Source organism: Nocardioides albertanoniae, assembly GCF_006716315.1.
Classification (GTDB): domain Bacteria; phylum Actinomycetota; class Actinomycetes; order Propionibacteriales; family Nocardioidaceae; genus Nocardioides; species Nocardioides albertanoniae.
Map to the genome: position 1 here is coordinate 232,108 of NZ_VFOV01000001.1, position 22,747 is coordinate 254,854.

28 protein-coding genes are annotated in these 22,747 nt (G+C 68.8%); 20 read left to right on the forward strand and 8 right to left on the reverse strand.

What is annotated here, in order from left to right:
• Positions 1 to 70: 70 nt before the first annotated feature.
• The 4 genes from rpsF to rplI all read left to right on the forward strand — a co-directional run bounded on the left by rpsF (position 71) and on the right by rplI (position 1,888).
• Entirely contained in the window at positions 71 to 358 is a 288-nt protein-coding gene (gene rpsF, locus FB381_RS01080; RefSeq protein ID WP_141778577.1) for a 30S ribosomal protein S6, read from the forward strand.
• A gap of 122 nt (positions 359 to 480) precedes the next feature.
• Entirely contained in the window at positions 481 to 1,092 is a 612-nt protein-coding gene (locus FB381_RS01085) for a single-stranded DNA-binding protein (protein ID WP_141778578.1), read from the forward strand.
• A 94-nt stretch (positions 1,093 to 1,186) separates the two neighbouring features.
• Entirely contained in the window at positions 1,187 to 1,423 is a 237-nt protein-coding gene (gene rpsR / locus FB381_RS01090; protein ID WP_008355445.1) for a 30S ribosomal protein S18, read from the forward strand.
• Positions 1,424 to 1,435: 12 nt separating this feature from the next.
• Positions 1,436 to 1,888, forward strand: a complete 453-nt coding sequence (gene rplI / locus FB381_RS01095; protein WP_141778579.1) for a 50S ribosomal protein L9 — start codon at positions 1,436 to 1,438, stop codon at positions 1,886 to 1,888.
• Positions 1,889 to 1,951: 63 nt separating this feature from the next.
• On the opposite strand, the gene FB381_RS01100 is transcribed toward rplI, so the two are convergent.
• A complete protein-coding gene (locus FB381_RS01100; protein ID WP_141778580.1) occupies positions 1,952 to 2,527 on the reverse strand; it encodes a DinB family protein in 576 nt (191 codons plus the stop codon).
• A gap of 149 nt (positions 2,528 to 2,676) precedes the next feature.
• Here FB381_RS01100 and FB381_RS01105 point away from each other — a divergent pair, with 149 nt between their 5' ends.
• Together FB381_RS01105 and FB381_RS01110 are read left to right on the forward strand one after the other, a co-directional pair.
• A complete protein-coding gene (locus FB381_RS01105) occupies positions 2,677 to 3,000 on the forward strand; it encodes a helix-turn-helix domain-containing protein (protein ID WP_211352293.1) in 324 nt (107 codons plus the stop codon).
• Between the two features lie 115 nt (positions 3,001 to 3,115).
• Positions 3,116 to 3,787, forward strand: a complete 672-nt coding sequence (locus FB381_RS01110) for a hypothetical protein (RefSeq protein ID WP_141778581.1) — start codon at positions 3,116 to 3,118, stop codon at positions 3,785 to 3,787.
• A 33-nt stretch (positions 3,788 to 3,820) separates the two neighbouring features.
• Here the strand turns inward: FB381_RS01110 and FB381_RS01115 are convergent, their stop codons facing one another.
• Complete coding sequence (locus tag FB381_RS01115) at positions 3,821 to 5,176, reverse strand: MATE family efflux transporter (RefSeq protein ID WP_211352294.1); 1,356 nt, start codon at positions 5,174 to 5,176, stop codon at positions 3,821 to 3,823.
• Positions 5,177 to 5,692: 516 nt separating this feature from the next.
• Here FB381_RS01115 and dnaB point away from each other — a divergent pair.
• Positions 5,693 to 7,099 carry a replicative DNA helicase gene (gene dnaB / locus FB381_RS01120; RefSeq protein WP_425465454.1) on the forward strand — a complete coding sequence of 469 codons (1,407 nt, stop codon included), beginning with the start codon at positions 5,693 to 5,695 and terminating at the stop codon, positions 7,097 to 7,099.
• 109 nt (positions 7,100 to 7,208) lie between these two features.
• On the opposite strand, the gene FB381_RS01125 is transcribed toward dnaB, so the two are convergent.
• Complete coding sequence (locus FB381_RS01125; protein WP_141778584.1) at positions 7,209 to 7,886, reverse strand: TetR/AcrR family transcriptional regulator; 678 nt, start codon at positions 7,884 to 7,886, stop codon at positions 7,209 to 7,211.
• Between the two features lie 99 nt (positions 7,887 to 7,985).
• On the opposite strand from FB381_RS01125, the gene FB381_RS01130 reads away from it, so the two are divergent.
• From FB381_RS01130 to FB381_RS01145, 4 genes are read left to right on the forward strand one after another with little or no spacing between them, the layout of a single operon-like run.
• Positions 7,986 to 9,143, forward strand: coding sequence for an acyl-CoA dehydrogenase family protein (locus FB381_RS01130; RefSeq protein WP_141778585.1), 1,158 nt, complete (start codon positions 7,986 to 7,988; stop codon positions 9,141 to 9,143).
• A 13-nt stretch (positions 9,144 to 9,156) separates the two neighbouring features.
• Entirely contained in the window at positions 9,157 to 10,137 is a 981-nt protein-coding gene (locus FB381_RS01135) for an AurF N-oxygenase family protein (protein WP_141778586.1), read from the forward strand.
• Positions 10,109 to 10,963, forward strand: a complete 855-nt coding sequence (locus FB381_RS01140) for an alpha/beta fold hydrolase (protein ID WP_141778587.1) — start codon at positions 10,109 to 10,111, stop codon at positions 10,961 to 10,963. The genes FB381_RS01135 and FB381_RS01140 overlap by 29 nt, the downstream gene beginning before the upstream one ends.
• Positions 10,960 to 12,450, forward strand: a complete 1,491-nt coding sequence (locus FB381_RS01145; protein WP_141778588.1) for a flavin-containing monooxygenase — start codon at positions 10,960 to 10,962, stop codon at positions 12,448 to 12,450. The genes FB381_RS01140 and FB381_RS01145 overlap by 4 nt, the downstream gene beginning before the upstream one ends.
• 120 nt (positions 12,451 to 12,570) lie before the next feature.
• Here FB381_RS01145 and FB381_RS01150 read toward each other — a convergent pair whose 3' ends face one another.
• Positions 12,571 to 13,038, reverse strand: coding sequence for a hypothetical protein (locus FB381_RS01150; protein WP_141778589.1), 468 nt, complete (start codon positions 13,036 to 13,038; stop codon positions 12,571 to 12,573).
• 179 nt (positions 13,039 to 13,217) lie between these two features.
• Here FB381_RS01150 and crcB (FB381_RS01155) point away from each other — a divergent pair, with 179 nt between their 5' ends.
• Both crcB (FB381_RS01155) and crcB (FB381_RS01160) read left to right on the forward strand, forming a co-directional pair.
• Complete coding sequence (crcB, locus tag FB381_RS01155) at positions 13,218 to 13,763, forward strand: fluoride efflux transporter CrcB (RefSeq protein WP_141778590.1); 546 nt, start codon at positions 13,218 to 13,220, stop codon at positions 13,761 to 13,763.
• Positions 13,760 to 14,131, forward strand: coding sequence for a fluoride efflux transporter CrcB (crcB, locus tag FB381_RS01160; RefSeq protein ID WP_246087905.1), 372 nt, complete (start codon positions 13,760 to 13,762; stop codon positions 14,129 to 14,131). Before crcB (FB381_RS01155) ends, crcB (FB381_RS01160) begins: the two co-directional genes overlap by 4 nt.
• A gap of 37 nt (positions 14,132 to 14,168) precedes the next feature.
• On the opposite strand, the gene FB381_RS01165 is transcribed toward crcB (FB381_RS01160), so the two are convergent.
• Complete coding sequence (locus FB381_RS01165; RefSeq protein ID WP_141778591.1) at positions 14,169 to 15,617, reverse strand: catalase; 1,449 nt, start codon at positions 15,615 to 15,617, stop codon at positions 14,169 to 14,171.
• A 218-nt stretch (positions 15,618 to 15,835) separates the two neighbouring features.
• Here FB381_RS01165 and FB381_RS01170 point away from each other — a divergent pair, with 218 nt between their 5' ends.
• The 7 genes from FB381_RS01170 (at position 15,836) to FB381_RS01195 (ending at position 20,721) form a co-directional block, all read left to right on the forward strand.
• Entirely contained in the window at positions 15,836 to 17,185 is a 1,350-nt protein-coding gene (locus tag FB381_RS01170; RefSeq protein WP_141778592.1) for a serine hydrolase domain-containing protein, read from the forward strand.
• A gap of 63 nt (positions 17,186 to 17,248) precedes the next feature.
• Positions 17,249 to 17,671 carry a hypothetical protein gene (locus FB381_RS01175; RefSeq protein ID WP_211352295.1) on the forward strand — a complete coding sequence of 141 codons (423 nt, stop codon included), beginning with the start codon at positions 17,249 to 17,251 and terminating at the stop codon, positions 17,669 to 17,671.
• A 25-nt stretch (positions 17,672 to 17,696) separates the two neighbouring features.
• Positions 17,697 to 18,443, forward strand: coding sequence for an SDR family oxidoreductase (locus FB381_RS01180; RefSeq protein ID WP_141778593.1), 747 nt, complete (start codon positions 17,697 to 17,699; stop codon positions 18,441 to 18,443).
• A gap of 68 nt (positions 18,444 to 18,511) precedes the next feature.
• Positions 18,512 to 19,129: a CPBP family intramembrane glutamic endopeptidase gene (locus tag FB381_RS01185; protein ID WP_141778594.1), complete on the forward strand. Its 618-nt coding sequence runs from the start codon at positions 18,512 to 18,514 to the stop codon at positions 19,127 to 19,129.
• Positions 19,126 to 19,368 carry a hypothetical protein gene (locus FB381_RS23770; protein ID WP_170225020.1) on the forward strand — a complete coding sequence of 81 codons (243 nt, stop codon included), beginning with the start codon at positions 19,126 to 19,128 and terminating at the stop codon, positions 19,366 to 19,368. The genes FB381_RS01185 and FB381_RS23770 overlap by 4 nt, the downstream gene beginning before the upstream one ends.
• Positions 19,365 to 19,928 carry a TetR/AcrR family transcriptional regulator gene (locus tag FB381_RS01190; RefSeq protein WP_170225021.1) on the forward strand — a complete coding sequence of 188 codons (564 nt, stop codon included), beginning with the start codon at positions 19,365 to 19,367 and terminating at the stop codon, positions 19,926 to 19,928. Before FB381_RS23770 ends, FB381_RS01190 begins: the two co-directional genes overlap by 4 nt.
• 106 nt (positions 19,929 to 20,034) lie before the next feature.
• Positions 20,035 to 20,721 carry a CPBP family intramembrane glutamic endopeptidase gene (locus tag FB381_RS01195; protein ID WP_246087906.1) on the forward strand — a complete coding sequence of 229 codons (687 nt, stop codon included), beginning with the start codon at positions 20,035 to 20,037 and terminating at the stop codon, positions 20,719 to 20,721.
• 20 nt (positions 20,722 to 20,741) lie between these two features.
• On the opposite strand, the gene FB381_RS01200 is transcribed toward FB381_RS01195, so the two are convergent.
• Genes FB381_RS01200 through FB381_RS01210 form a run of 3 tightly spaced genes read right to left on the reverse strand, consistent with a single transcriptional unit; the run spans position 20,742 to position 22,614 of the window.
• On the reverse strand, positions 20,742 to 21,653 hold the full coding sequence (locus FB381_RS01200; protein WP_141778597.1) for an NAD(P)H-binding protein: 912 nt from the start codon (positions 21,651 to 21,653) through the stop codon (positions 20,742 to 20,744).
• Between the two features lie 40 nt (positions 21,654 to 21,693).
• Complete coding sequence (locus FB381_RS01205; protein ID WP_141778598.1) at positions 21,694 to 22,065, reverse strand: pyridoxamine 5'-phosphate oxidase; 372 nt, start codon at positions 22,063 to 22,065, stop codon at positions 21,694 to 21,696.
• Positions 22,066 to 22,080: 15 nt separating this feature from the next.
• Positions 22,081 to 22,614 carry a GNAT family N-acetyltransferase gene (locus tag FB381_RS01210; protein WP_246087907.1) on the reverse strand — a complete coding sequence of 178 codons (534 nt, stop codon included), beginning with the start codon at positions 22,612 to 22,614 and terminating at the stop codon, positions 22,081 to 22,083.
• Between the last annotated feature and the right edge of the window lie 133 nt (positions 22,615 to 22,747).

Sequence of the window (22,747 nt, forward strand, 5' to 3'; positions counted from 1 at the left end):
GGGACATCGCATCAGCCCTCCTGCCATGGAGAGACCATGGCCGCCGAGTCCGTAGGAGGTGGAGAACGCTATGCGCGCCTATGAAGTAATGGTGATCCTCGAGCCCAGCCTCGATGAGCGCACCGTCGCCCCGACCCTTGACAAGTTCCTGAAGGTCGTCACCACTGATGGTGGCACCGTCGAGAACGTTGACGTCTGGGGACGTCGTCGCCTGGCCTACGAGGTCAACAAGAACGCCGAAGGCATCTACGCGGTCATCAACCTGACCGCCGAGCCCAAGACGGTCAAGGAGCTCGACCGCCAGTTCGGCCTCAACGAGCAGATCCTGCGTACGAAGGTCATCCGCCCGTCCAAGTGACGCGGGTGTTCCCCCGTCGGATTGTCGGCGCTCGGCCCTATGTTTGGGTCGACGAGGCACGTTCGAATTATCTGAACTCCTGAACCGACACCGACACCCTGATCAGAACCAAGGGAGATCTCATGGCTGGCGACACCATCATCACCGTGGTGGGCAACCTCACCGACGACCCGGAGCTTCGCTTCACGCCCTCCGGCGCCGCGGTTGCCAACTTCACCATCGCGTCCACTCCGCGCAGCTTCAACCGCCAGAGCAACGGCTGGGAAGACGGGGAGACCCTCTTCCTGCGCTGCTCGATCTGGCGCCAGGCCGCGGAGAACGTCGCCGAGTCCCTGCAGCGGGGCATGCGTGTCGTCGCTCAGGGTCGCCTGAAGTCGAGGTCCTACGAGACGCGTGAGGGCGAGAAGCGCACTGTCTTCGAGCTCGAGTGCGACGAGATCGGCCCGTCGTTGACGTGGGCTACCGCGAAGGTCACCAAGGCCAGCCGGCAGTCCGGCGGCCAGGGTGGCGGCGGCGGTTACAACCAGGGCGGTGGCGCTGGTGGCTACAACCAGGGCGGCGGCTACGGCGGTCCCCAGGGTGGTGGCCAGCAGCAGGCTCCGGCCGGCAACGACCCGTGGGCCTCGCCCGCTCCGCAGCAGCCGGCCAACACCGGCGGCCCGCAGGGCGGCGGCGCTCCTGCCAACGACCCGTGGGCGACCCCGGGCGTCGGCAACGACGAGCCTCCCTTCTGATCAACCAGCAATTATCCGAATCCTCAACCATTCCGGCGCTCAACCCGTCTGCCGATCGGCGGCGGGGCCGGGCTTCTAGAAAGGAAGCACCACAATGGCCAAGGCAGTGATTCGCAAGCCTAAGAAGAAGGTTTGCCAGTTCTGCAAGGAGAAGGCGACCGGCGTCGACTACAAGGACGCCACCCTGCTCCGTAAGTTCATCTCCGACCGCGGCAAGATCCGTGCGCGTCGCGTGACCGGCAACTGCGTCCAGCACCAGCGCGACGTGGCCATCGCCGTCAAGAACGCCCGCGAGGTTGCTCTGCTGCCCTACACCTCCACCGGTCGCTGAGGAGGATCTGACATGGCTACCAAGATCATCCTTCAGCAGGAAGTCACCGGGCTCGGCTCGGCCGGCGACATCGTCGAGGTCAAGGACGGTTACGCCCGTAACTACCTGATCCCGCGCGGCGACGCCGTCCGTTGGACCCGTGGCGCCGAGGCTCAGGCCGAGGCCAGCAAGGTCGCCCGTGCGGCTCGTTCGGTTCGCGACGAGGCTCACGCCGCCGAGGTCAAGGGCAAGCTCGAGGCCCACACGGTCAACGTGAAGGTCCGCTCCGGCAAGGACGGCCGCCTCTACGGCGCCATCACCGCCGCCGACATCGCCTCCGCGGTCACCGAGACCACCGGCGAGTCGATCGACAAGCGCGCCATCGCGCTGGGCAACCCGATCAAGTCGCTCGGTGCCCACGAGGTCTCCATCAAGCTCCACGACGAGGTGTCTGCCAAGCTGGCCCTCAACGTCGTCCCCGCTTGATCTAGGGATTCGCGACAGGCCCGCCTCCTTCGGGAGGCGGGCCTGTTCGGTTTTCGCGCCCGGTCAGAACCGGTCGGCCAGCGCGTTCAGCTTGGCGACGTACGCCGGCCAGTCGATCTCCGACGGGATGTTGTCGCCCGACCCGCGCCAGCCGACCGCACCGTCCGCCGCCTCCCGGAGGATGTCGGCCTGGCCGCCGTGGCCGGCGAGGTCGGCGAAGAGATCCACCAGGATCTGGTGCAGGGTGACCTCCTCGTTCTCCCAGTGCGGCACGTGCCCGATCGCATCCAGCGGAAGCGTGTCGATCGTCTCGTTGCCGTGGGCGATGACCCGTCGGTAGAGGTCGATGATCCCCGCGACCGTCTCGTGCTCGGTGGCATACCAGTCGGCCTGCGGGTCGGCCTCGAGCCGCGCGTCGGAGACCAGCTCCTCCGGGTGAGGGAACGGGCGCCCGAACGTCGCCCCGAGGTAGACCGCCTCGACCCCGGTGACGTGCTTGATGATGCCGATCAGGTTGGTGCCGGTCGGCGTACGCGGCAGGCGCGCCTCCCGCTCGGAGAGACCGTCGAGCTTGGCGATCAGGGCCTCGCGGCGTTCCTCGATGTAGTGCAGCAGGGTGCTCTTCGGGTCGGTCGCCATGGGCCGATGATGGAGTGCGGCGAGGTTCGACACAAGTGCACATCTGTTCTCCGGAATCGTCCCGAACGATGTTACGTGTCAGTAACCTGATCCACTGCGGGGCACCGGGGCTCCGCCTTGGAAGACCATTCGGGAGGTCGCCTTTCATGATGGTTGAAGACAGTGGAGCAGCACTGGATCCGCTCGAGAAGATCAAGCCGCATTCCAGATGGGTGCTGGGCGAGACGCTCGAGGTCATGTTGCACAACGGCATCGACCGGCCGGCTGACGTAGCGGCCCGCCTCGAGCTGCCACCCTCGACAGCGGCCTATCGCGTACGCCTGCTGCGCGAGCTCTTCGGGCAGGATCTCAACGATCCGGGTCCTCGGCTCGCGATGATGCGGGCGTTGCGTACGGCATTGCCGAGGTGGACGGCGGAGGCGGCCTACGCCAAACGCCGCCGCTCGACGCGAAGTCAAAGCACATGTTGTTGATATGGACGAAATAGCGCGGGACGCTGCCGAGAACCCTCGCGATGAGACGCGCGTCACACCTAGCGTGATCCGCGGCCGAGGTTTCTCGGCCTCCCCACCACCAGAGGAGCGTGTCATGTCAAACATGTCCAAGCTGGCAAGATTCACCGTCGTTCCCGTCGCAGCGGTCGCTGCGCTGGGACTCGCCTCACCAGCAGCATTCGCAGCCTCCAGCTACAACCTGAGCGCCGGATCGGCGGCGGCCGGGTCGACCGTCGCTCTCAGCGGTCAGGGCACCGGGATCACGTTCAACGACGAGACCGCGGGCTCGTCGGTCACCTGCACCGGCAGCTCGATCGCCGGCTCGGCGGTCACGGGCGAAGGACTCAGTGGCACCGGGATCGCGCAGCTGGACGGCTCCAGCGTCGCGTTCACCGACTGCACCGGTCCTGTGGGCATCGAGTTCACGGTCACCGGATCGGGCACGTGGTCGCTCGACGCCACCGGTGACACCGACGCCGGCGGGTCCACCGCGGGCACCATCAGTGGCATCTCCGCCAAGGTCAGCGGCTCGGGCTGCTCCTTCGATGCGACCGGCTCCGTCGGCGGCTCCTACACCAACGGCGACTCGTCCGGCACGCTCTCCCTTCCGGGGAGCGAGCCCACGTTGACGCTGTCCAACGTCTCTGGCTTCCTGTGCGGCACGGCAGGAATCGCGAACGGTGACAAGGTCTCCTTCGCAGCGACGTACGCGGTCACCGCGGACGACGCGGCCAACAACCCCATCCAGGTCACCAGCAACGCGTGATCTGAGCGGCCGGTCGCCGGCGTCTGGGTTCGCTCAGACGCCGGTGACCAGCCACCGGTCCGAACGAGCCCTGAGCGTGAGCACGACGAACCGTGCTCCCATGAAGCAGATCGCAAAGGTGACCCAGACCCACACCAGCCCGCCGCCGAGGGCGACGGCCAGCGCGACCAGGGGTGCGTAGGCGACCAGCGTCCAGATCCCGCCCCAGGCGAGATAGCGCCCGTCGCCCGCGCCGATGAGCACGCCGTCGAGCACGAAGACCACGCCCGCGATCGGCTGGGCGGCCGCGGCGACGACGACCACCGGCACGAGCAGCTCTCGCACCGCTCGATCCTCGGTGAAGAGCGCGCCGAGCACGGGCGAAGAAGCTGCCAGGACCACTCCGGCCACGACCCCGATCACCACGCCCCACCACACCATCCGGGCAGTGATCGCGCGGGTCTCGGAGGTGTCGCCCGCACCGAGCGAGCGCCCCGTCAGCGCCTGCGCCGCGATCGCGATCGCATCGAGCACGAACGCCAGGAAGGTCCACAGCGTGAAGGCGATCTGGTGGGTCGCCAGGCCGACGGCCTGGTCGCCGGTGGCCAGATGGGTGACGGCGTACGTCGTCACCAGGAGCGCCACCCGCAGCGTCAGCGTGCGGACGACGAGAGCGACGCCGGCCCGAGCGGCCGAGCGGATCCCGGGCAGGTCGGGGCGCAGCGGCGCTCCCTCCCTGCGGGCCGCCCGCACGACGACGTACGTCAGCAGGCCGGCGGCGAGCAGCTGGGCGATCACCGAACCGATCGCCGAGCCGGCGATCCCGAGCCCCGCGCCGTAGACCAGCGCCAGATTGAGCACGATGTTGAGCAGGTTGCCCACGACCGCGGCGACGAGCGGGGTGCGGGTGTCCTGCAGGCCGCGGAGCACGCCGGTGGTCGCGAGCATCACCAGCAGCGGGGTGACACCGACGACGGCGATCCGTAGGTAGGTGGTCGCGGTGCCGGCCACCTCGTCGCCGGCGCCGACGGCTCGGCTGAGCGGCTCGGCGAGGACCATCACCGGGATCGTGACGACGACCCCGATGATGACCGCCAGCCAGATGCCGTCGATCCCCTGCCGGAGCGCGCCGGCGGTGTCACCTGCGCCGATGCGGCGCGCGACCGATGCTGTGGTGCCGTACGCGAGGAAGACGCAGAGCCCGACGATCGTCTGGAGGACGACCCCGGCGACACCGAGACCGGCGAGCTCGCGCGTGCCGAGATGGCCGACGATCGCGGAGTCGGCGAGCAGGAACAGCGGCTCGGCGACCAGCGCCAGGAATGCCGGGATCGCGAGTCGCCAGATCTCCTTGTCGAGTCCGCGACGGTCGGTCTTCGAGAGGGTCTTCGCGTCGGTCGGGCTCGTCACGGTCTCAAGGTTAAGCATCGTCGAGCCATGAGGTGGAAGGCGATGCCTGCGAGGAAGGATCCTGGGTCATCCATACCAGGTGGAAAACCTGTGGAAAACGTCGCTGCGCCGCTATGTCGACAAAACGCCCGGTGGATGACTGCCATCTCGGCGAGGAACCTGAAAGGTCAACGAAATTTCTTTCGTCCACACCCTCGTGACTACGAAATCGCAGTTCAGGCACCCATTTTACGATGTCCTCCAACAGTTATGCACAGCCATCTCCCCAGGCTGTTCACAATGACTGGGGTTTCGTCCACCGCTATCCACCAGTTATCCCCAGGGCCTGTGGATAACTGGCTGTCGTCGATGCGGTGGCCGACGTAGGGTCGCGGAGACTTGAGGAGTCGCCGAGGGCAGCCCAGGGCTGGTCACGGCGAAACTGTCGGTGCTCTTCCGTACCGTGAGCAGCGACCCGGATCGATGATCCGCAGACACAGAGGGGGCATGGGAGTGAGCGTCAGCGAGACCGGCTCGATGAACGGTCCGAGCGACTTCCCGGAGCCGCCGTTCGAGGAGTGGGGCGACGGCCCGGCCCCCTACGAGCCCGGCAGCGCTCCCCGCGCGACGAACGACCGTACGCCGCCGCAGGACATGGCGGCCGAGCAGGCCGTCCTCGGCTCGATGCTGATCTCGAAGGACGCCATCGCCGACGTCTCCGAGACCCTGCGCGGCGCGGACTTCTACCGCCCGATGCACGAGACGATCTACGACGCGATCATCGATCTCTACGGTCGTGGCGAGCCCGCCGACATGGTCACCGTCGCCGACGAGCTGCGCCGCAAGGCCGAGCTCGAACGCATCGGTGGCGCGCCCTATCTGCACACGCTCGCCTCCAACGTGCCGATCGCCGCCAACGCGGGCTACTACGGCGAGATCGTGCGCGAGAAGTCGGTGCTCCGCCGCCTGGTCGAGGCCGGCACCAAGATCGTGCAGATCGGCTACGCCGGTGAGGGCGAGGTCGACAACATCGTCGACGAGGCCCAGGCCGAGGTCTTCAAGCTCACCGACAAGCGCTCGGGTGAGGACTACTCGCCGCTGGCCGACATCATGGACGGCGTCCTCGACGAGATCGAGGCGATCTCCAACCGTGAGGCCGGCCTCTACGGCGTACCCACCGGGTTCGCCGACTTCGACGAGCTCACCAACGGTTTCCACTCCGGCCAGATGATCATCGTCGCGGCCCGTCCCGCGATGGGTAAGTCGACGCTGGCGCTCGACTTCTGCCGCGCGGCGTCGATCCACAACAACCTGAGCAGCGTCTTCTTCAGCCTGGAGATGAGCCGCTCCGAGATCACCATGCGTCTCCTCTCGGCCGAGGCGAAGGTGCCGCTCAACCACATCCGCAACGGCAACATGTCCGACGACGACTGGAACAAGCTCGCCCGCAAGATGGGTGAGGTCTCCAGCGCGCCGATGTTCATCGACGACAGCCCCAACATGACGATGATGGAGATCCGCTCCAAGGCCCGTCGGCTCAAGCAGCGCCACGACCTCAAGCTCATCGTCATCGACTACCTCCAGCTGATGAGCTCCGGCAAGAAGGTCGAGTCCCGCCAGCTCGAGGTCTCCGAGTTCTCCCGCCAGATCAAGCTGCTGGCCAAGGAGCTCGAGGTGCCGATCATCGCGCTCTCCCAGCTCAACCGTGGCTCCGAGCAGCGCTCCGACAAGCGCCCGATGGTCTCCGACCTTCGTGAGTCCGGTTCGCTCGAGCAGGACGCCGACATGGTCGTGCTCCTCCACCGCGACGACGTCTACGAGAAGGAGTCGACCCGCCCCGGCGAGGCCGACGTGATCATCGCCAAGCACCGCAACGGCCCCACCCGCGACCTCGTCGTCGCCTTCCAGGGCCACTACAGCCGCTTCGTCGACATGGCCCACTGACGGCACTGCGGTGACGGCGGCGACGACCCAGGTCTTTGGTCGTTCCCTCGTAGCGGGATCGTCGAGACGAACCCAAGGGACCGACGGACGTACGCTTCGTCGTTCCTGATCAGCCGAGAGGCCTGAAGACCATATCCTCACGGACCTCGAACCCGAGGTCGTCGAGCATGTCGGCGAGCACCGCGACCACCTGCCGGGTGAGCCGGTCGATGAGCTGGACCCGGGTCTCGTCGTGGTGGTCGAGCCACCAGATGATGCTCGCGTCGACCATGCCCATGAGGCCGGCGAGGATGCCGTCGGAGGGTGTGCCGCTCACCTCGGAGGCTCGGAGGTAGGAACCCATCGCGTCGACGAGCTCGTCGAGGAATCGGGTTCGTCCCATCCGCGCGCGGTGCAGGGCCTTGGTCTGCTGCTGGGCCGCGACGAACCGGTAGAGGTTGGGGTGCTCGTCGGCCCAGGCGACGCACGGCTCGATGACGCCACCGACGACCTCGCGCGGGGTCCCGGCGCGGGTGAGATGAGGGCGTACGCGTCGGATCAGCTCGGTGGACGCGAACCTGACGACCTCGGCGTCGAGCTGCTCCTTGCCGGCGAAGTGGCGGTAGACGTTCGGGCGGGGGAGCCCCGCGCGCTCGGCGACCTGCGCCATCCCGACGTTCGGTCCGAGCTCCTCGATCGTGGCCACGGCCGCCTCGACGACCTGGGCGCGCCGCGCGTCGTTGTCGAGCGCCTCCTTCGCCGAGCGGCGCCGCACGGTGGAATCCACCCACTTCACCACGTCAACCACGAAGCCACCTTAGCGAAATTACTGGCTACACCTTGTATCCAAGAGATAAGTGAGACACGATGTCCGCGATACACCGTGTACCCAACCGAAAGGCCACGCATGTCCCGCCGCTCGCCCTGGATGGATCAGGACCTCGACGACCTTCGCGACCTTGCCCGGACCTTCTTCGAGAAGGAGGTCAAGCCCAACATCGACACCTACATCGCCGACAAGCACGTCGACCGTGACCTGTGGCGCAAGGCCGGTGAGCTGGGCCTGCTGTGCCTCTCGATCCCCGAGGCGTACGGCGGTGGCGGCGGCACCTTCGCCCACGAGGCGGTGCTGATCGAGGAGCAGGCCCGGGTCGGCGACACCGCCTTCGGTGCCTCGCTGCACAGCGGGATCGTCGCCCACTACCTGCTGGCGTACGGCACCGAGGACCAGAAGAACGAGTGGCTGCCGAAGCTGGCCTCCGGTGAGGTGGTCTCAGCTATCGCGATGACCGAGCCCGGCACCGGCTCCGACCTGCAGGGCATCCGCACCAAGGCGATCAAGGACGGCGACGACTACGTCATCAACGGCGCCAAGACGTTCATCACCAACGGTCTCCTGGCCGACATGGTGCTGGTCGCGGTCAAGACCAACCCCGAGGAGGCCGCTGCCGGGATCTCCCTGGTCATCGTCCCGACCGACACCGAGGGCTTCCGCCGCGGCCGGGTACTCGACAAGATCGGCATGAAGGGGCAGGACACCTGTGAGCTCTTCTTCGACGACGTACGCGTCCCGGCCACGAACCTGCTCGGCGACAAGGAGGGCGACGGGTTCGTCCAGCTGATGATGCAGCTGCCGCAGGAGCGGCTGATCGTGGCCGTCGGCAGCGTGGCCGCGATGGAGTTCTGCTTCGAGGAGACGATGCGGTACGTCAACGAGCGCACCGCGTTCGGCCGGCCGGTCTTCGGCTTCCAGAACACCAAGTTCGAGATGGCCGAGATCGCGACCGAGGCGCGGGTGGCGCGCTCCTTCATCGACGAGTGCGTCGAGCTGCACGTCAAGGGCGAGCTGGACATCCCGACCGCGGCGATGGCCAAGTACTGGAGCTCGGAGCGAGCCGGAATCGTCGTCGACAAGTGTCTCCAGCTCTTCGGCGGCTACGGCTTCATGGAGGAATACCCGATCGCTCGGGCCTTCACCGACCTCCGCGTCCAGCGCATCTACGCCGGCACCAGCGAGATCATGAAGGAGATCATCAGCCGATCCCTTCCGGTCCCCACCCGTTGAGAAGGAGATCGAGATGAGTTCGACAACGAGAACACAGTCTTACTACGACACGCTGCGCACGCTCTCCGAGGCCTCGGTGGACCAGCACTTCCAGGCGTTCAAGGACATCAAGTGGGACGACCCGGAGTTCCACCTCGACCCGAACGACGAGCGCTTCGTGCTCACCGACGCCGACGAGATCGGCCGGCACGAGTGGTACAAGTCGCTCTCGAAGGAGCGGCAGATCCAGATCGGCGTCTACCGCTACGCGCAGATCGCGAAGGTCGGGCGCCAGTTCGAGCAGGTGCTCATCGCCGGCGTGATGCACCACCTGATCCTGGCGAAGGACGGCAACCCCGAGTTCCGCTACGCGATGCACGAGGTCACCGAGGAGACTCACCACATCCAGATGTTCCAGGAGTCGGTCAACCGGTTCGTGGAGAACTCCGGGGTCGACAGCGTCGCCGGTGCGCCGGGCTGGTTCGCCTGGCTGGCTCCGCTGGTGACGTCGGCCGGGACCTGGTTTCCCGAGATCTTCTTCGTCGGCATCCTCGGTGGCGAGGAGCCGATCGACCACCTGCAGAAGAGCATCATGCGGGCCGGCGGCAGCCACCCGCTGATCGACCGCGTCATGCAGATCCACATCGCCGAGGAGGCGCGTCACATCGGCTTCGCGCACCAGTACCTCGAGCACCACTGGGCCCAGATGAACCCCGTCAAGCGGCGCGCGCTGACCTACCTGTTCCCGGTCGTCATGCGGCTCCTGTGCGACGTGATCATGGTGCCGAGCAGGCAGGCCCGCGAGGACATGGGCATCCCGAAGGACGTCGCCAAGGAGATCTGGTGGAAGTCCGAGGACTCCGAGAAGCTCCTGCGCGACCTCTTCTCGGACGTACGCCTCCTGGCCGACAACCTGGGAATCCGCAAGGGACCGGCCAAGCTGGTCTGGCGGGCCCTCGGCATCGACGGTCGGGCGGCGCGCTTCCGTGCCCAGCCGTCCAGTGCGGCGGTCTGACGTGCTGGCGTACGAGAGTGCCGGCTCGGGCGAGCCGCTGCTGCTGATCCATGGCATCGGTCATCGCCGCCAGGCCTGGCACCCGGTCGTCGACCGGCTCGCCGAGCACCACGAGGTGTTCCTGGTGGACCTGCCCGGACACGGTGAGTCCCCTGCCCACGTGACCGACGGCCGCTCGCCGCGGCAGGCGCTGATCGAGCCGCTGGAGGAGTTCATGGCAGCGGCCGGGCTGGAGCGTCCGCACGTGGTCGGCAACAGCCTGGGTGCGCTGATCTCGCTGGAGCTGAGCAAGCACGGCCTCGCCCGCAGCGTCACTGCGATCTCCCCGGCAGGCTTCTGGCGCAACGACGTCGAGTTCGCCTACGTGCGGGCGCTGTTCGCCTCGGTCATCGCGACCTCGAGCGTCCTGAGGCCGGTCGCGCCGTGGCTGATGCGCCACCCCGTCGGCCGGACCCTCGGCCTCAGCTGGCTGACCGCCCGGCCGACCGCGATCCCGGCGGAGGTCGCGTACGACGACCTCTGCAACATGCTGGACTCCAAGCAGGCCGTGCGCGACATCATCCGCTGCGGCTACCTGTTCGACGGTGCCGTGCCGGCGGACGTGCCGATCACGATCGCCTGGGGCAGCAAGGACCGGGTCCTGCGTCCCTACCAGGCCGGCCAGGCGCGGGTGCGCCTGCCAGGAGCCCGCCACGTCGAGCTGCCCGGCTGCGGGCACGTGCCGATGGCGGACGACCCCGACCTGATCGCCGACACCATCCTGGCGACGACCCACGACATGACGAGCACGGACCTGACGGCCACGGACCTTCGGAGGACAGCATGACCCGACGACACGTCGACGTGCTCATCGTCGGAGCCGGCCTGTCCGGCGTCGGCGTCGCCAGCCAGCTGACCCGCGAACGGACGGGCCGGACGTACGCCATCCTCGAGCGCCGTACGGCGATGGGCGGCACCTGGGACCTGTTCCGCTACCCCGGGATCCGGTCGGACTCCGACATGTTCACCTTCGGCTACGGGTTCCGGCCGTGGCACGGCACGAAGGTGCTGGCCGACGGCCCGAGCATCAAGGGGTACATCGAGGAGACCGCCGACGAGTACGGCGTCACGCGGCACACCCACTTCGGTCGCAAGGTCGTCTCCGCGTCCTGGTCCAGCGAGCGCGGCCTGTGGACCACCACGGCGCTCGACGAGACCACCGGTGAGAGTGAGGAGTGGACGAGCCACTTCCTCGTGGGCGCGACCGGCTACTACGACTACGACCAGGGGCACCGACCTGTTTTCCCTGGTGAGGACCGTTTCCAGGGCGAGCTCGTCCACCCGCAGCACTGGCCCGAGGACCTCGACCACACCGACAAGCGCGTGGTCGTCATCGGTAGCGGCGCCACCGCGATCACCCTGGTCCCGAACATGGCCGAGAAGGCCGAGCACGTCACGATGCTGCAGCGCTCCCCGACGTACGTCGTGCCGGTCCCTGCCGACGACCCGGTCTCCGCCGCCTTCAACCTGCTCAAGGTGCCGAGCCGGGCGGTCTACGGCACCGGTCGTGTCCGCAACATCCTGCTGCAGCAGGGCATGTACCACTTCTGTCGAACGGCTCCCAAGGCCGCCCGGAAGGCGATCCTGGCCGCGATCCGAGCCCAGGTCGGCAGCGAGGTGGACATGAAGCACTTCCAGCCGAGCTACAACCCCTGGGACGAGCGGCTGTGCGTGGTGCCGAACGGCGATCTGTTCTCCGTCCTGCGCCGCGGCGAGGCCTCGATCGTCACCGACACGATCGACGCCTTCACCGAGACCGGCATCCGGCTGGCCTCCGGGGAGGAGCTTCCGGCCGACATCGTCGTCACCGCGACCGGCCTCCGGATCCAGATGCTGGGTGGAATGCGGATCGAGGTCGACGGTGAGCTGGTCGACCCTCGCGAGCGGATGCTCTACAAGGGCACCCTGGTCGAAGGGCTTCCCAACGCGATGATCGTGATGGGCTACACCAACGCGTCATGGACGCTGAAGGCCGACCTTGCCGCCGCCTACCTGTGCCGCCTGCTCAAGCACATGGCCCGCAACGGCTACGGCCACGTGGTGGCCGAGGCGGAGCCTGGCGATCGTGAGGAGGTCTCGGTGATGGGCGCCTCGATGCGGTCGGGCTACATCCAGAGAGGCGACGCCGTGATGCCCCGCCAGGGCAGACGGGCGCCGTGGCGGATCCGGCAGGACTACCTGTACGACACCCGCGAGCTGCAGCTCCGGTCCATCGGCGACCCGAACCTGCGGTTCATGCCTCGGGCAGCGCCGGTAGCCGAGCACGCACGATAGGCGCCCAGAACCTCGTTGTCGCGTCGCATGAGGAGTCGCGCCGCGGAGGCACCACGGCAGGCTCGTGCGCAGCGTGCCAGAGGGCCGGGAGCCGACCGGCCCGGGTGCCGGTTCGCTGTCTCATCGGACCGGCACCCGGGTCAGGCGCAGCAGGATCAGACCGCCGAGCCCGGCGAGGACGAACCAGACGTCGGAGCCGAAGCTGACGCCGGAGTACTCCGAGGTGGCGACGTCGATGGCGAGGGCGGGGGCGCCGCGCAGCAGCGCGAGCACGGCGACCACGAGGGTCGTACGCCGGAGCCATCGGCCGGCGCGGCCGCGGCCGATCGCCACCGCGACGGGTGCCGCGACCACCATCAGCAGGCCGGCGGCCACGTCGTAGGCGAGGAACCACGGGCGGTCGGCGATCGGCGGGGTGCCGCCGGGGAGACCGCCTTCCCAGCCGAGCGCCCAGGCGAAGTGGACGCAGGCGAAGCTGAAGCTCCATGCCGCGAGCAGCCAGCCGACCACGCGACCTCGGTCGGAGGTGGGTGGTTCCGGCGTGGGGTGGGTGGTGGCGGTGGGGCGGATGTCGTTGAGTGATGTCATGCCTCAACGATCTCGGCGCGCGGCGGCGGAAGCCTCGTCCCTCGGTCGCGACGGTCTCATCCTCTCGGGTGAGGTCAGGTACGATGCTCGCGATGGCGGTGGGGCTCGCCGACAACCGCAACGGCTCGTTGCCAACAGTCCCTACCTGGCAGAACGATTTGCGAAGGTAGGAGACACCCGTGCCCACATCTGACCGCGAGCACGTCGCCGCGGCCGCCGATAGCGCCAACACCGCCGACACCGACACCCCGCTCCATCAGGGGATCGACCCGGATGTCGACCTCCGCGTCCCCGACGAGCGCGAAGAGCTCCGCCACACCATCAGGGCCGCGGGCGTCGTCGCGGTCGGCGGGATGCTCGGAGCCGCCGGGCGGTTCGCGATCGGGGAGGCCTGGCCGGTGCCGACCGGCGGCGTCCCGTGGTCGACTCTGGTCATCAATCTCAGCGGCTGCTTCGCGCTCGGCATCCTGATGGCGTACGTCGCCGACCGCGAGTCGCTGCACCCACTCGTGCGCCCCTTCCTCGGCACCGGGGTGATCGGCGGCTACACCACCTTCTCCACGTTCGCGGTCGAGGCGAACCTGCTCCTCCTCGAGCGGCATCCGGCTCTCGGTCTCGCCTACCTCGCCGTCAGCGTGCTGCTCGGGGTCGTCGCGGTGCTCGCGGGCCGCGCGGTCGCGGGCGCTTGCGGGCTGGCCCTCTCCGGGCAGGAGGCCCGCTCGTGATCGGTTTCCTGTTCGTGCTCGTCGGCGCCGCCATCGGCGCCCCGGCGCGCTACCTCATCGACCGCTCGATCCAGGCGCGCCACCAGACCCTGATGCCGTGGGGCACCATGACGGTCAACATCGTCGGCACGACCGTGCTGGGCCTGCTGGCAGGGCTCGACGCCACCCACGACGTGCCGCACAACCTCCTGTTGGGTCTCGGCATCGGCATCTGCGGCGCACTCACCACGTTCAGCACGTACGTCTACGAGAGCGTCCGCCTCTACGAGACCGGCGCGCGCACCCAGGCCGTGCTCAACATGGTCGTCAGCCTCGCCGCCGGTCTCGGCGCGGTGACGATCGGCTACTCCGTCGGCACCGCGCTCTGACCGTGTCTGTCAGCGGCAGTCGGTCGGGGGCGGCCGCTCAGCCGCCGTCGACCCCCTCGGCGATCCGGTTGCCGAGGTCCTGGTCGATGTTGCGCCAGTAGTCGAGTGCACGGGCCAGCACCTCGGGCGAGACGCCGTCGGAGAGGTGACCGACCACGTTGGAGACGAGCCGGTCGCGGGCCGCGTCGTCCAGCACCTCGCGTACGAGCGTGCCGGCCTGACCCCAGTCGTCGTCATCTGCGCGCAGCGTGTAGGCCGCACGCACCATCTCGCCGTCGCTGGCCCACACCGCGGTCTCGGGGTAGCGCTCCGGGTCGGCCTGCGGCCCGCCGTAGGAGTTGGGGGCGTAGACCGGGTCGGAGACGTTCTGCATACGCATCGCCCCGTCCTTGGAGTAGCTGTGCACCGGCGCCTTCGGCTGGTTGACCGGGATCTGCTGGTAGTTGGTGCCGAGCCGCGAGCGGTGGGCGTCGGCGTAGGAGAAACCGCGGGCCAGCAGCATCTTGTCGGGGCTCAGGCCGGTGCCGGGCACGAGGTTGTTGGGCTGGAACGCGGCCTGCTCCATCTCGGCGTGATAGTCGGTGACGTTGCGGTTGAGCGTCATCTTGCCGACCTCGACGAGGGGATAGTCGCTGTGCGGCCACACCTTCGTGAGGTCGAACGGGTTGAACCGATAGGTGGCGGCGTCGTCGTACGGCATGATCTGCATGTGGAGCGTCCACGACGGGTGGTCGCCGGCCTCGATCGAGTCGAAGAGGTCGCGCTGGTGGTAGTCGCCGTCGGCTCCGGCCAGGTGATCGGCCTCGTCCTGGGTGAGGAACTCGATGCCCTGGTCGGTCTTGAAGTGATATTTCACCCAGAACCGCTCGCCCGACGCGTTGACCCACATGTAGGTGTGGCTGGAGTAGCCGTTCATGTGGCGCCAGCTCTTCGGGATGCCGCGGTCGCCCATCAGCCAGGTCACCTGGTGGGCCGACTCGGGGGAGAGGCTCCAGAAGTCCCACTGCATGTCGTGGTCGCGCAGGTTGTTGGCGGCGCGCCGCTTCTGCGAGCGGATGAAGTGCTGGAACTTCATCGGGTCGCGGATGAAGAAGACCGGAGTGTTGTTGCCGACCAGGTCGAAGTTGCCCTCGCTGGTGTAGAACTTCAGCGCGAAGCCGCGCGGGTCGCGCCACGTGTCGGGGCTGCCTCGTTCGCCCGCCACCGTGGAGAAGCGGGCCAGCAGGTCGGTCTTGGCGCCGGGCTGGAAGACGGCGGCCTTGGTGTAGGCGCTGACGTCTCCGGTCACCTCGAACGTGCCGAACGCGCCGCCGCCCTTGGCGTGCGGCTGACGCTCGGGGATCCGCTCCCGGTTGAACTGGGCCATCTGCTCGATCAGGTAGTGATCCTGAAGCAGGATCGGCCCGTCGGGGCCGACGGTGAGCGAGTGCTCGTCGCTGGAGACCGGGATCCCCGCGTCGGTGGTCGTGGGCTTCTGGTCGGTCATCGTGGTGCTCCCCCATTGCCGTGGTGATGGACTTCGGGTGCGTCTCCTCCGGCGCCCGATTCACGTTGCTCTCCTGCTCAGCGACTGTCAAGGGACCTTCGTGGCCCGCCGCCCCGCCTGCGAATCTCGACTTCTGAGGGCCGCTGCCCGCTAGCATCACGCACACGCTGAGTAATCTCAGTCACACATTAAGCCCCTTCTCGAGGAGATGTTCGTCGATGCGGAGACTCGTTGCGTGGATCCTGGCGGCAGGGGTCGTGGGGGCTCTGCTGTCGATCGTTCCGGCGGGCTCCGCGACGGCAGCCGTCGCGCAGAAGCGGTGCGACCTGCCGTCGGCGTCGGACAGCTTCGCCACGTCGACGCCCGCTCAGCAGAGCCTCGACGCCCAGCAGGTCAGCCGCGCGGTCGACCTGCTCAGCACCCGGCTGCGTCTCTCGGTCAAGGTCTTCCGCAACAACTGCCTCGTCGCCAAGAGCCGCCTCGACGACGCCGGATCGTCGGTGCACAACAACGTATGGAGCGTGACCAAGTCAGTCACCTCGCTGCTGACCGGCATCGCGGTGGGCGACGGAAAGCTTCACCTCGACGACCCGATCGGACGCCACCTGCCCAAGGGTCCGGGCTGGGGAGACGCCGCGCACCGAGCGATCACGGTCCGTCAGCTCCTCACCCAGACCAGCGGCACCCGGCAGGCGATCCTCGCCGAGGCGGCGAGCACCGCCGTCGACCCGAACCTCGCCCGCGAGGCGCTCGCCCAGCCGTTCGTCCACAAGCCCGGCACCAAGTTCCAGTACTCCCAGCTCGGCCCGGCCCTCCTGGCGTACGTCGTCCAGCGAGCCGTCGGGAAGGACCTGGTCGCGTTCGCCCAGGAGCGCCTGTTCGGTCCGATCGGCATCGAGTCCGGCAGCTACTTCTGGCTGCGTGACCGCTCCGGCCTCGCCTACGGCTACAACGGCCTGTTCCTCAAGCCGGCTCAGCTGGCGCGGCTGGGGCTCCTGATGAGCAACGACGGCCGGTGGCAGGGCACGCAGGTCGTCCCGGCCTCGTACGTCTCCGCCGTCGGCCGCCCGACGCCCACCAACGGCTGCTACGGCCTCCTGTTCTGGAGCAACCGTGCGAAGCCGTGCACCGGCGCTGACATCCCGGGCGCGCAGACTCTCGACCGGCGGGCGATTCCCTCGGCGCCCGCCGACGCCTACGAGATGAACGGCACCGGTGGCCAGCTCGTGGTGATGATCCCGAGCCTCGACATGACCGTCGTGACCACCGGCTACTTCGGCAGCCTCGCGCTGGACCCGCCGGTCCTGCTCGGTGCGTCGCCCGACGAGATGCAGTGGACGTTCTTCCGTGAGCTGATGGCCGCCGTCGAGGACGTCGACGTGGCCGACCCGGGCCCCTACCCCGGCGACCCGATCAGCCTCGACGTCGACCCGAGGAACTATCTCGACCCGGCGGTCCTCACGAGCGACCTGCTGACCAACCCGCACTGCAACGTCGTCTTCTGCGACGGCACCATCCCGACGAAGGGGCTCGTGCAGAACCTCCAGGCGCTCCCCGGGCTGCTCTGAGCATCCCGGAGAGTGCCGGCACGCCGTTGTCACAACCGGCGAGCCGCCGGGGTCTCATGGAGCGTGATCTCCAAGATACGCATCGCGGGCCTCGCGATCCTGACCCTGACAGGGCTCTACGTGGGCGGCTGGGCCACCTTCGCCCCGCGCTCCTTCTACGACGCCTTCCCGGGCTTCCACCGCATCTGGGTCGGCGTCGACGGCCCGTTCAACGAGCATCTCGTCCGTGACGTCGGCGGCCTCTACCTCGCGCTCGGCGTCGCCGGCGTGCTGGTGCTCGTCTGGCGCACCTACCCGGTCTCGGCCGTGGTCGCCGCAGCGTGGGCCACCTTCTCGATCCCGCACTTCTGGTACCACGTGAACCACCTGCACGTGTATGGGACCTTCGACAAGGTCGCCAACGTCGTCGCTCTCGGCGGCACGCTGCTGATCGCGCTCGCGCTGCTTATCCCGCCCCGTCACCACCGCGACACCGCCGCCCGCTGACCGAAGTCTCCCCGGAAGGAACACCATGAAGATCGCCGTAGCCGGAGCCACCGGAGCCATCGGCTCGCACGTCGTCACCGAGCTCGAGAAGGCCGGCCACCACGCCGTGCCCCTGGCCCGCTCGACCGGCGTCGACCTGACCACGGGCGCCGGCCTGGCCGAACGCCTCGAGGGTGTCGACGCCCTCATCGACTGTGTCAGTGTCACCACGCTCAAGGCCAAGGAGTCTCGCGACTTCTTCACCACGACCTCGACCCACCTGATCGAGGCGGAGCGTACGGCCGGGGTCGCCCATCACGTCGCCCTCTCGATCGTCGGCATCGACAAGGTGCCCACCGGCTACTACCAGGGCAAGGTCGCCCAGGAGCGTGTCGTGCGCGAGTCGGGGCAGCCCTACACGATCCTGCGCGCCACCCAGTTCCACGAGTTCGCCGAGCAGATGCTCGAACGCGGCAAGGTCGGCCCGTTCCTGATGGCGCCCAAGATGCTCTCGGCGCCCGTCGCTGCCGTCGAGGTCGCCCAGGCGCTGGTCGAGCTGGCTTCAGGCGACCCCCTCGACGCGACGGTCGAGATGGCCGGCCCCGAACAGCTCGAGATGGTCGACATGATCAGGGCGGTGGCGAAGGATCGAGGCGTGACCTCGCCGATCATCAACGTGCCGATGGGATTCGGTGCCGTCGCCCGTGCCGTACGCAACGGCGAGCTGGTCTCCAAGCGCGCCTGGCGCGTGGGGGCGCAGACCTTCCAGGACTGGCGACGGGCGCGCCGCTGACGCCGGCCGAGACGAACAGGTCAGCAAGCGCCATACGCTCGTACCATACGTTCGTATAGGATCGGGTCATGCACATGGCGACGTCGACCCGGAGGCTGACGTACGGTCGTGCCCTGGCCGCCATGGTCGTGTTCAGCCTCGCGCTGGGCACCGCCTCGGGGATTGGGCTCGGGCTGGCCGACCTGCTCGGCTGGCCGGATCCGGCAGGCAGCCTGGTCCAAGCGGCGCTCTGCACCCTGATCACCCTCGCCGGGATCACCTGGTTGGCCCGTCGCACCGGCTCGCCCGCGGACTCCTACGGGCTCAGCCGGAAGCGGGTCGGTCGCGACCTCGGCATCGGCTTCGCGGTGGTCGCCGTGGCCGCGCTGGTGGTGATCGTCCCCACCGCGGTCCTCGGCGGGATCCGGTTCAGCGGCGTCGACCCGTGGCCCCTGCTGATCTACCTGGCGACGACGGTGGTCGTCGCGACCGGCCTGGAAGCGTTCCCGGAGGAGCTCGCGTTCCGCGGCTTCGCCTACAGCTCGCTGCGCGGCCGGCTGCGGCCGGCACTGGCCGCCACCGTCGCCACGGTGATCTTCGTCCTCGCGCCCGGGCTCTCGACGGTCTGGACGTCACTGATCACCCGGGCTCTCGGCACAGGACGTCCGCCGTGGTACTCGATCGCCCCTCGGGCGAGGACCCGGTGAGCTACGTGCTGCTGCTCGTCCTGTGGAGCATCTGCCTGATCCAGGCCCGCCAGGTCACCGGCAGCATCTGGGTCGGGGTCGCCGCACACCTCCTGCTGCTGATCGTCAACCGCACCCTGCTCGGCTCTGCCGACGGCAGCGGGGTCGAGATCGCCCACCCCGACCTGATCCTGATCATCCCTGCGTACGTCGTCCTCGCGACGATCGTGTTCGGCCTGCTCCGCGGGCGGTTCCGGTGACCGGCGGCCGCCGTGGCAGTCACGTCCTCGACGCCGCGATCCGGCTGATCGCCGCCGACGGCCTGGCCGCGGTGTCGATCCGCGCGGTCGCGGCCGAGGCCGGTGTCTCCCTCGCCCAGGTGCAGTACTACTTCCGGTCGAAGGAGGAGCTGATCACCGCCGCTCTCGAGCAGGCCGAGGACGAGTTCCTGGAGCGCGTGGGCGTCGTGCTGGAACGGCCACGGTCGCGCCACCGGTTGCGTGCTGTGATCGACCTGTGGCTGCCGCTCGACGAGGCACGGGAGCGACGGGTCAAGGTCTGGCTGGCCTCCGTCGGCGCCGCAGCGGTCCGGCCGACGCTGGCTGAGCAGGCCCGGCAGACCGACGAGCAGCTCCGTGACTGGTTCCGCACCGAGCTCGCCGCGCTCGGCATCGCCGATCCGGAAGCGGGTGCCGCTCAGCTGCTGGCGCTCGTCGACGGTGTCGCCCTGCAGTGTATGGCTCTGCCCGGACGTTCGCGGCCGGCGTTGGTCAGGCGCACGATCGACGCCTGGCTCGACCGACTGCCCGGCAGCGACTGACACCTGCCGCGCTCGAACGGTCGGTGGTTCGGTCGCCCGCGTGCATCAACCATCTAGGTTGGGTGGTGAGCCAGACGTCACCGAGCGAGGGAGTGCCGTGCGCTGGGTGCGCAGGTCCTTGTGGGACGTGGTCCCGCGCGATCATCGCCAGAGCGATGCCGCGTTGCGCCGTCGCCAGGTGGTCACGGCCGCCGTCGTGGTGATCGGTGCGGTCGTGCTCGGCGTCTCGTTGCGTATCGAGGCGGGCAACCCGTGGTTCTACCCGGCGACGCTCGTCCTGGCCGGGGTCTGGACCGTCGGCGCCTTCGCGTCCGGCCCGCTGCACCTGGGACGGATCAGCGGCGGGGAGGGAAGGCCGGAAAGGCTGGTACGCCCCGTGCTCGCGCCGATCCTGCTGGGTCTGGGGCTGGCCGCGCTCTTCGTCGTCGGCGGCCTGGTCGTGCGTGAGATCCCGTGGTTGGAGCATCAGGTGCGCTCGGTGCTGGCGATCGCCGACCGGGGGTCGCTGCCCATCCTGCTCCTGGTGACGGCCGTGAACGGGGTGGCGGAGGAGCTCTTCTTCCGAGGCGCCGTCTACGCCGCGCTGCCGCGCAGTCCGGTCCTCTGGACGTCGGTCGCCTACGTGATCGCGACGCTGGCGACCGGCAACGTGATGCTGGCCTTCGCGGCGATCCTGCTCGGTGTGGTGGTCGGGCTCGAGCGGCGCGCGTCCGGTGGTGTCCTGGCGCCGATCCTCACCCACTGTGCCTGGTCGCTGTCGATGCTGCTGGCCCTGCCGTTGCTCTTCGGGTGACCCCGGGCCATCGAGGAGGGTCAGACCTTCTTGCCCTCGGCCAGCCGTTCGGCCAGCGCGCGCCGGACCGCCTCGCGATAGGGGAGCGGATCACCGGGGACGACGTCGAGGATGCGTTGGTCGCGTACGACGACCTCTGTGCTCATCGAGTCGATCAGGTTGCGCCCGGTGGTCAGGTCGATGTCGGTGACCAGCGAGAGCCAGTAGGAGGACAGCCGCGGCGTCAGCACGGGCACCGGGACGATGGGTAGCTTCCTGCCGGTGGCCACCTCGGAAGCGACGGACAGCATGTCGACATAGGTCATCGCCTCCGGGCCGCCGATCTCGAAGACCTCGCCGATCGCCTGCTCGTTGTCGATGACGCCGGCCAGGTAGCGGATCACGTCGTCGATGGCGACCGGCTGGGACCGGGTCGAGGTCCACTTCGGCACCACCATCGCGGGGAGGTTCTTGACCAGCTGGCGGGTCAGCTCCCAGGAGACGCCGCCGTGGCCGACGACGATCGCAGCGCGCAGCGTCGTGACCGGCACGCCGGCCTCGCCGAGCAGGGTCTCGACCTCGCGGCGCGAGCGCAGATGGGGCGAGAGGTCGCCGTCGTCCTCGCCGAGCCCGCCCAGGTAGACGATCTGGCGGAGCCCGGCCTCGGCCGCGGCGGTGCCGAAGTCACGGGCGGCCTGCGCGTCACGCTTCTCGAAGTCCTCGTGATCGAGTGAGTGCACGAGGTAGATCGCCACGTCCACACCCGCGAGCGCGGCCGGCAGCGTGTCGGGCTCGTTGACGTCGGCACCCACCGGCTCGCCGGGGCCGTCGTAGTCGTCGGGCCGCCGGGTCAGGGCCCGCACCGTGACGCCGCGGTCGGTCAGCTCGGCGACCAGGCGCCGCCCGACGAAGCCGGTCGCGCCGGTGACGAGCACGGTGGGTTCGGTCTCCATGGGTCGAGCCTACGGACACCACGTCGGTGGAGGCGGCCGGTCAGCCGATCGGGCGACAGTCCTGCCCGCAGCCGTCGTCGGAGACCGGCCCGGAGGCGTGCGAGGCCGGCCGGTGGAGCACGGCACCCGTCGGGGTGACGACGACGTCGGATCCGTCGACGCGACCGGTGCCGTCGACGATCAGCGCGTGCTCGCGCGGGGTCGACGGAGCGTACGTCAGGGTGAGCACCGGATTGGTGGCGAGGTTGGCGCGGGTGCCGCCGCCGGGGTCGGAGATGCGCAGCACCGAGCCCTCGACGACCGGGTCGACGACGACCACCTTGATCCGCTCGCCCGCGGTGGTCAGCAGGAAGCCGCTGCCGAACCTCTCCAGCGTCGAGGCGAGATCGGGCAGCGCGACCGGGATGCTCATGCTCGCCAGCCTAGATCAATCAGCTGGTGCGGCCACCGGGCGCGACATCGCGACTCGGGGCCAGCGATCGAGGCCGAGCTCGGCCTCGTGCTCGCGCACCCGCCGCAGCCCGTCGCCGAGCTCGGCGGCCGGCACGACGCGGAACCCGAGCCGCTGATAGTAGGGCGCGTTCCAGGGCACCTCGGCGAACGTCGTGAGCGTCAGGGTGGTGAACCCCTGATGGCGCGCCCAGCTCTCGGCAGCGCCGATGAGCGCCGCGCCGAGGCCGAGGCGAGCGTGGCTCGGGTCGACGGAGACCTGCTCGACGTGGCCGGCGGCATCGACCCGGTCGGCGATCAGATAGCCGACGGGACGGTCCGTCTCGTCGGTCACGACCCATGCCCGACCGTCGCCGATGTATCCCGCGAGCACTTCCGCGGTGGGCGGGTCGTCGTCGGCGATGGCCGCCATGTCGAGATCGCGGAAACCCACCCCTGCCGCCACCTCGATCTCACCCAGGCGGTCCATGTCGTCGGCACGCGCCGGTCGGATCCTGTGGCTCTCGTCCACGGCGTACGTCTCCCCGCTGTGATCTCGAATTCGCTCGGTCCAGATGTGGGCCGGCCGCCCGAACCTACCTCCGTGCCCACGTGCCGGTCGATCGGATTCATGACGTCGGCACCTGCCCCGGAGAGTTATAGAG

Bases quoted from the DNA above. Each gene is read 5' to 3' on its own strand.
- FB381_RS01185 (WP_141778594.1), top strand. From the start codon at position 18,512: ATGCACATGGCGACGTCGACCCGGAGGCTGACGTACGGTCGTGCCCTG.
- FB381_RS01200 (WP_141778597.1), bottom strand. From the start codon at position 21,653: ATGGAGACCGAACCCACCGTGCTCGTCACCGGCGCGACCGGCTTCGTC.
- FB381_RS01180 (WP_141778593.1), top strand. From the start codon at position 17,697: ATGAAGATCGCCGTAGCCGGAGCCACCGGAGCCATCGGCTCGCACGTC.
- FB381_RS01135 (WP_141778586.1), top strand. From the start codon at position 9,157: ATGAGTTCGACAACGAGAACACAGTCTTACTACGACACGCTGCGCACG.
- rplI (WP_141778579.1), top strand. From the start codon at position 1,436: ATGGCTACCAAGATCATCCTTCAGCAGGAAGTCACCGGGCTCGGCTCG.
- FB381_RS01165 (WP_141778591.1), bottom strand. From the start codon at position 15,617: ATGACCGACCAGAAGCCCACGACCACCGACGCGGGGATCCCGGTCTCC.
- FB381_RS01145 (WP_141778588.1), top strand. From the start codon at position 10,960: ATGACCCGACGACACGTCGACGTGCTCATCGTCGGAGCCGGCCTGTCC.
- FB381_RS01130 (WP_141778585.1), top strand. From the start codon at position 7,986: ATGTCCCGCCGCTCGCCCTGGATGGATCAGGACCTCGACGACCTTCGC.
- FB381_RS01085 (WP_141778578.1), top strand. From the start codon at position 481: ATGGCTGGCGACACCATCATCACCGTGGTGGGCAACCTCACCGACGAC.
- FB381_RS01110 (WP_141778581.1), top strand. From the start codon at position 3,116: ATGTCAAACATGTCCAAGCTGGCAAGATTCACCGTCGTTCCCGTCGCA.
- dnaB (WP_425465454.1), top strand. From the start codon at position 5,693: ATGAACGGTCCGAGCGACTTCCCGGAGCCGCCGTTCGAGGAGTGGGGC.
- rpsR (WP_008355445.1), top strand. From the start codon at position 1,187: ATGGCCAAGGCAGTGATTCGCAAGCCTAAGAAGAAGGTTTGCCAGTTC.
- FB381_RS01105 (WP_211352293.1), top strand. From the start codon at position 2,677: ATGGTTGAAGACAGTGGAGCAGCACTGGATCCGCTCGAGAAGATCAAG.
- FB381_RS01205 (WP_141778598.1), bottom strand. From the start codon at position 22,065: ATGAGCATCCCGGTCGCGCTGCCCGATCTCGCCTCGACGCTGGAGAGG.
- rpsF (WP_141778577.1), top strand. From the start codon at position 71: ATGCGCGCCTATGAAGTAATGGTGATCCTCGAGCCCAGCCTCGATGAG.
- FB381_RS01150 (WP_141778589.1), bottom strand. From the start codon at position 13,038: ATGACATCACTCAACGACATCCGCCCCACCGCCACCACCCACCCCACG.
- FB381_RS01170 (WP_141778592.1), top strand. From the start codon at position 15,836: ATGCGGAGACTCGTTGCGTGGATCCTGGCGGCAGGGGTCGTGGGGGCT.
- FB381_RS01100 (WP_141778580.1), bottom strand. From the start codon at position 2,527: ATGGCGACCGACCCGAAGAGCACCCTGCTGCACTACATCGAGGAACGC.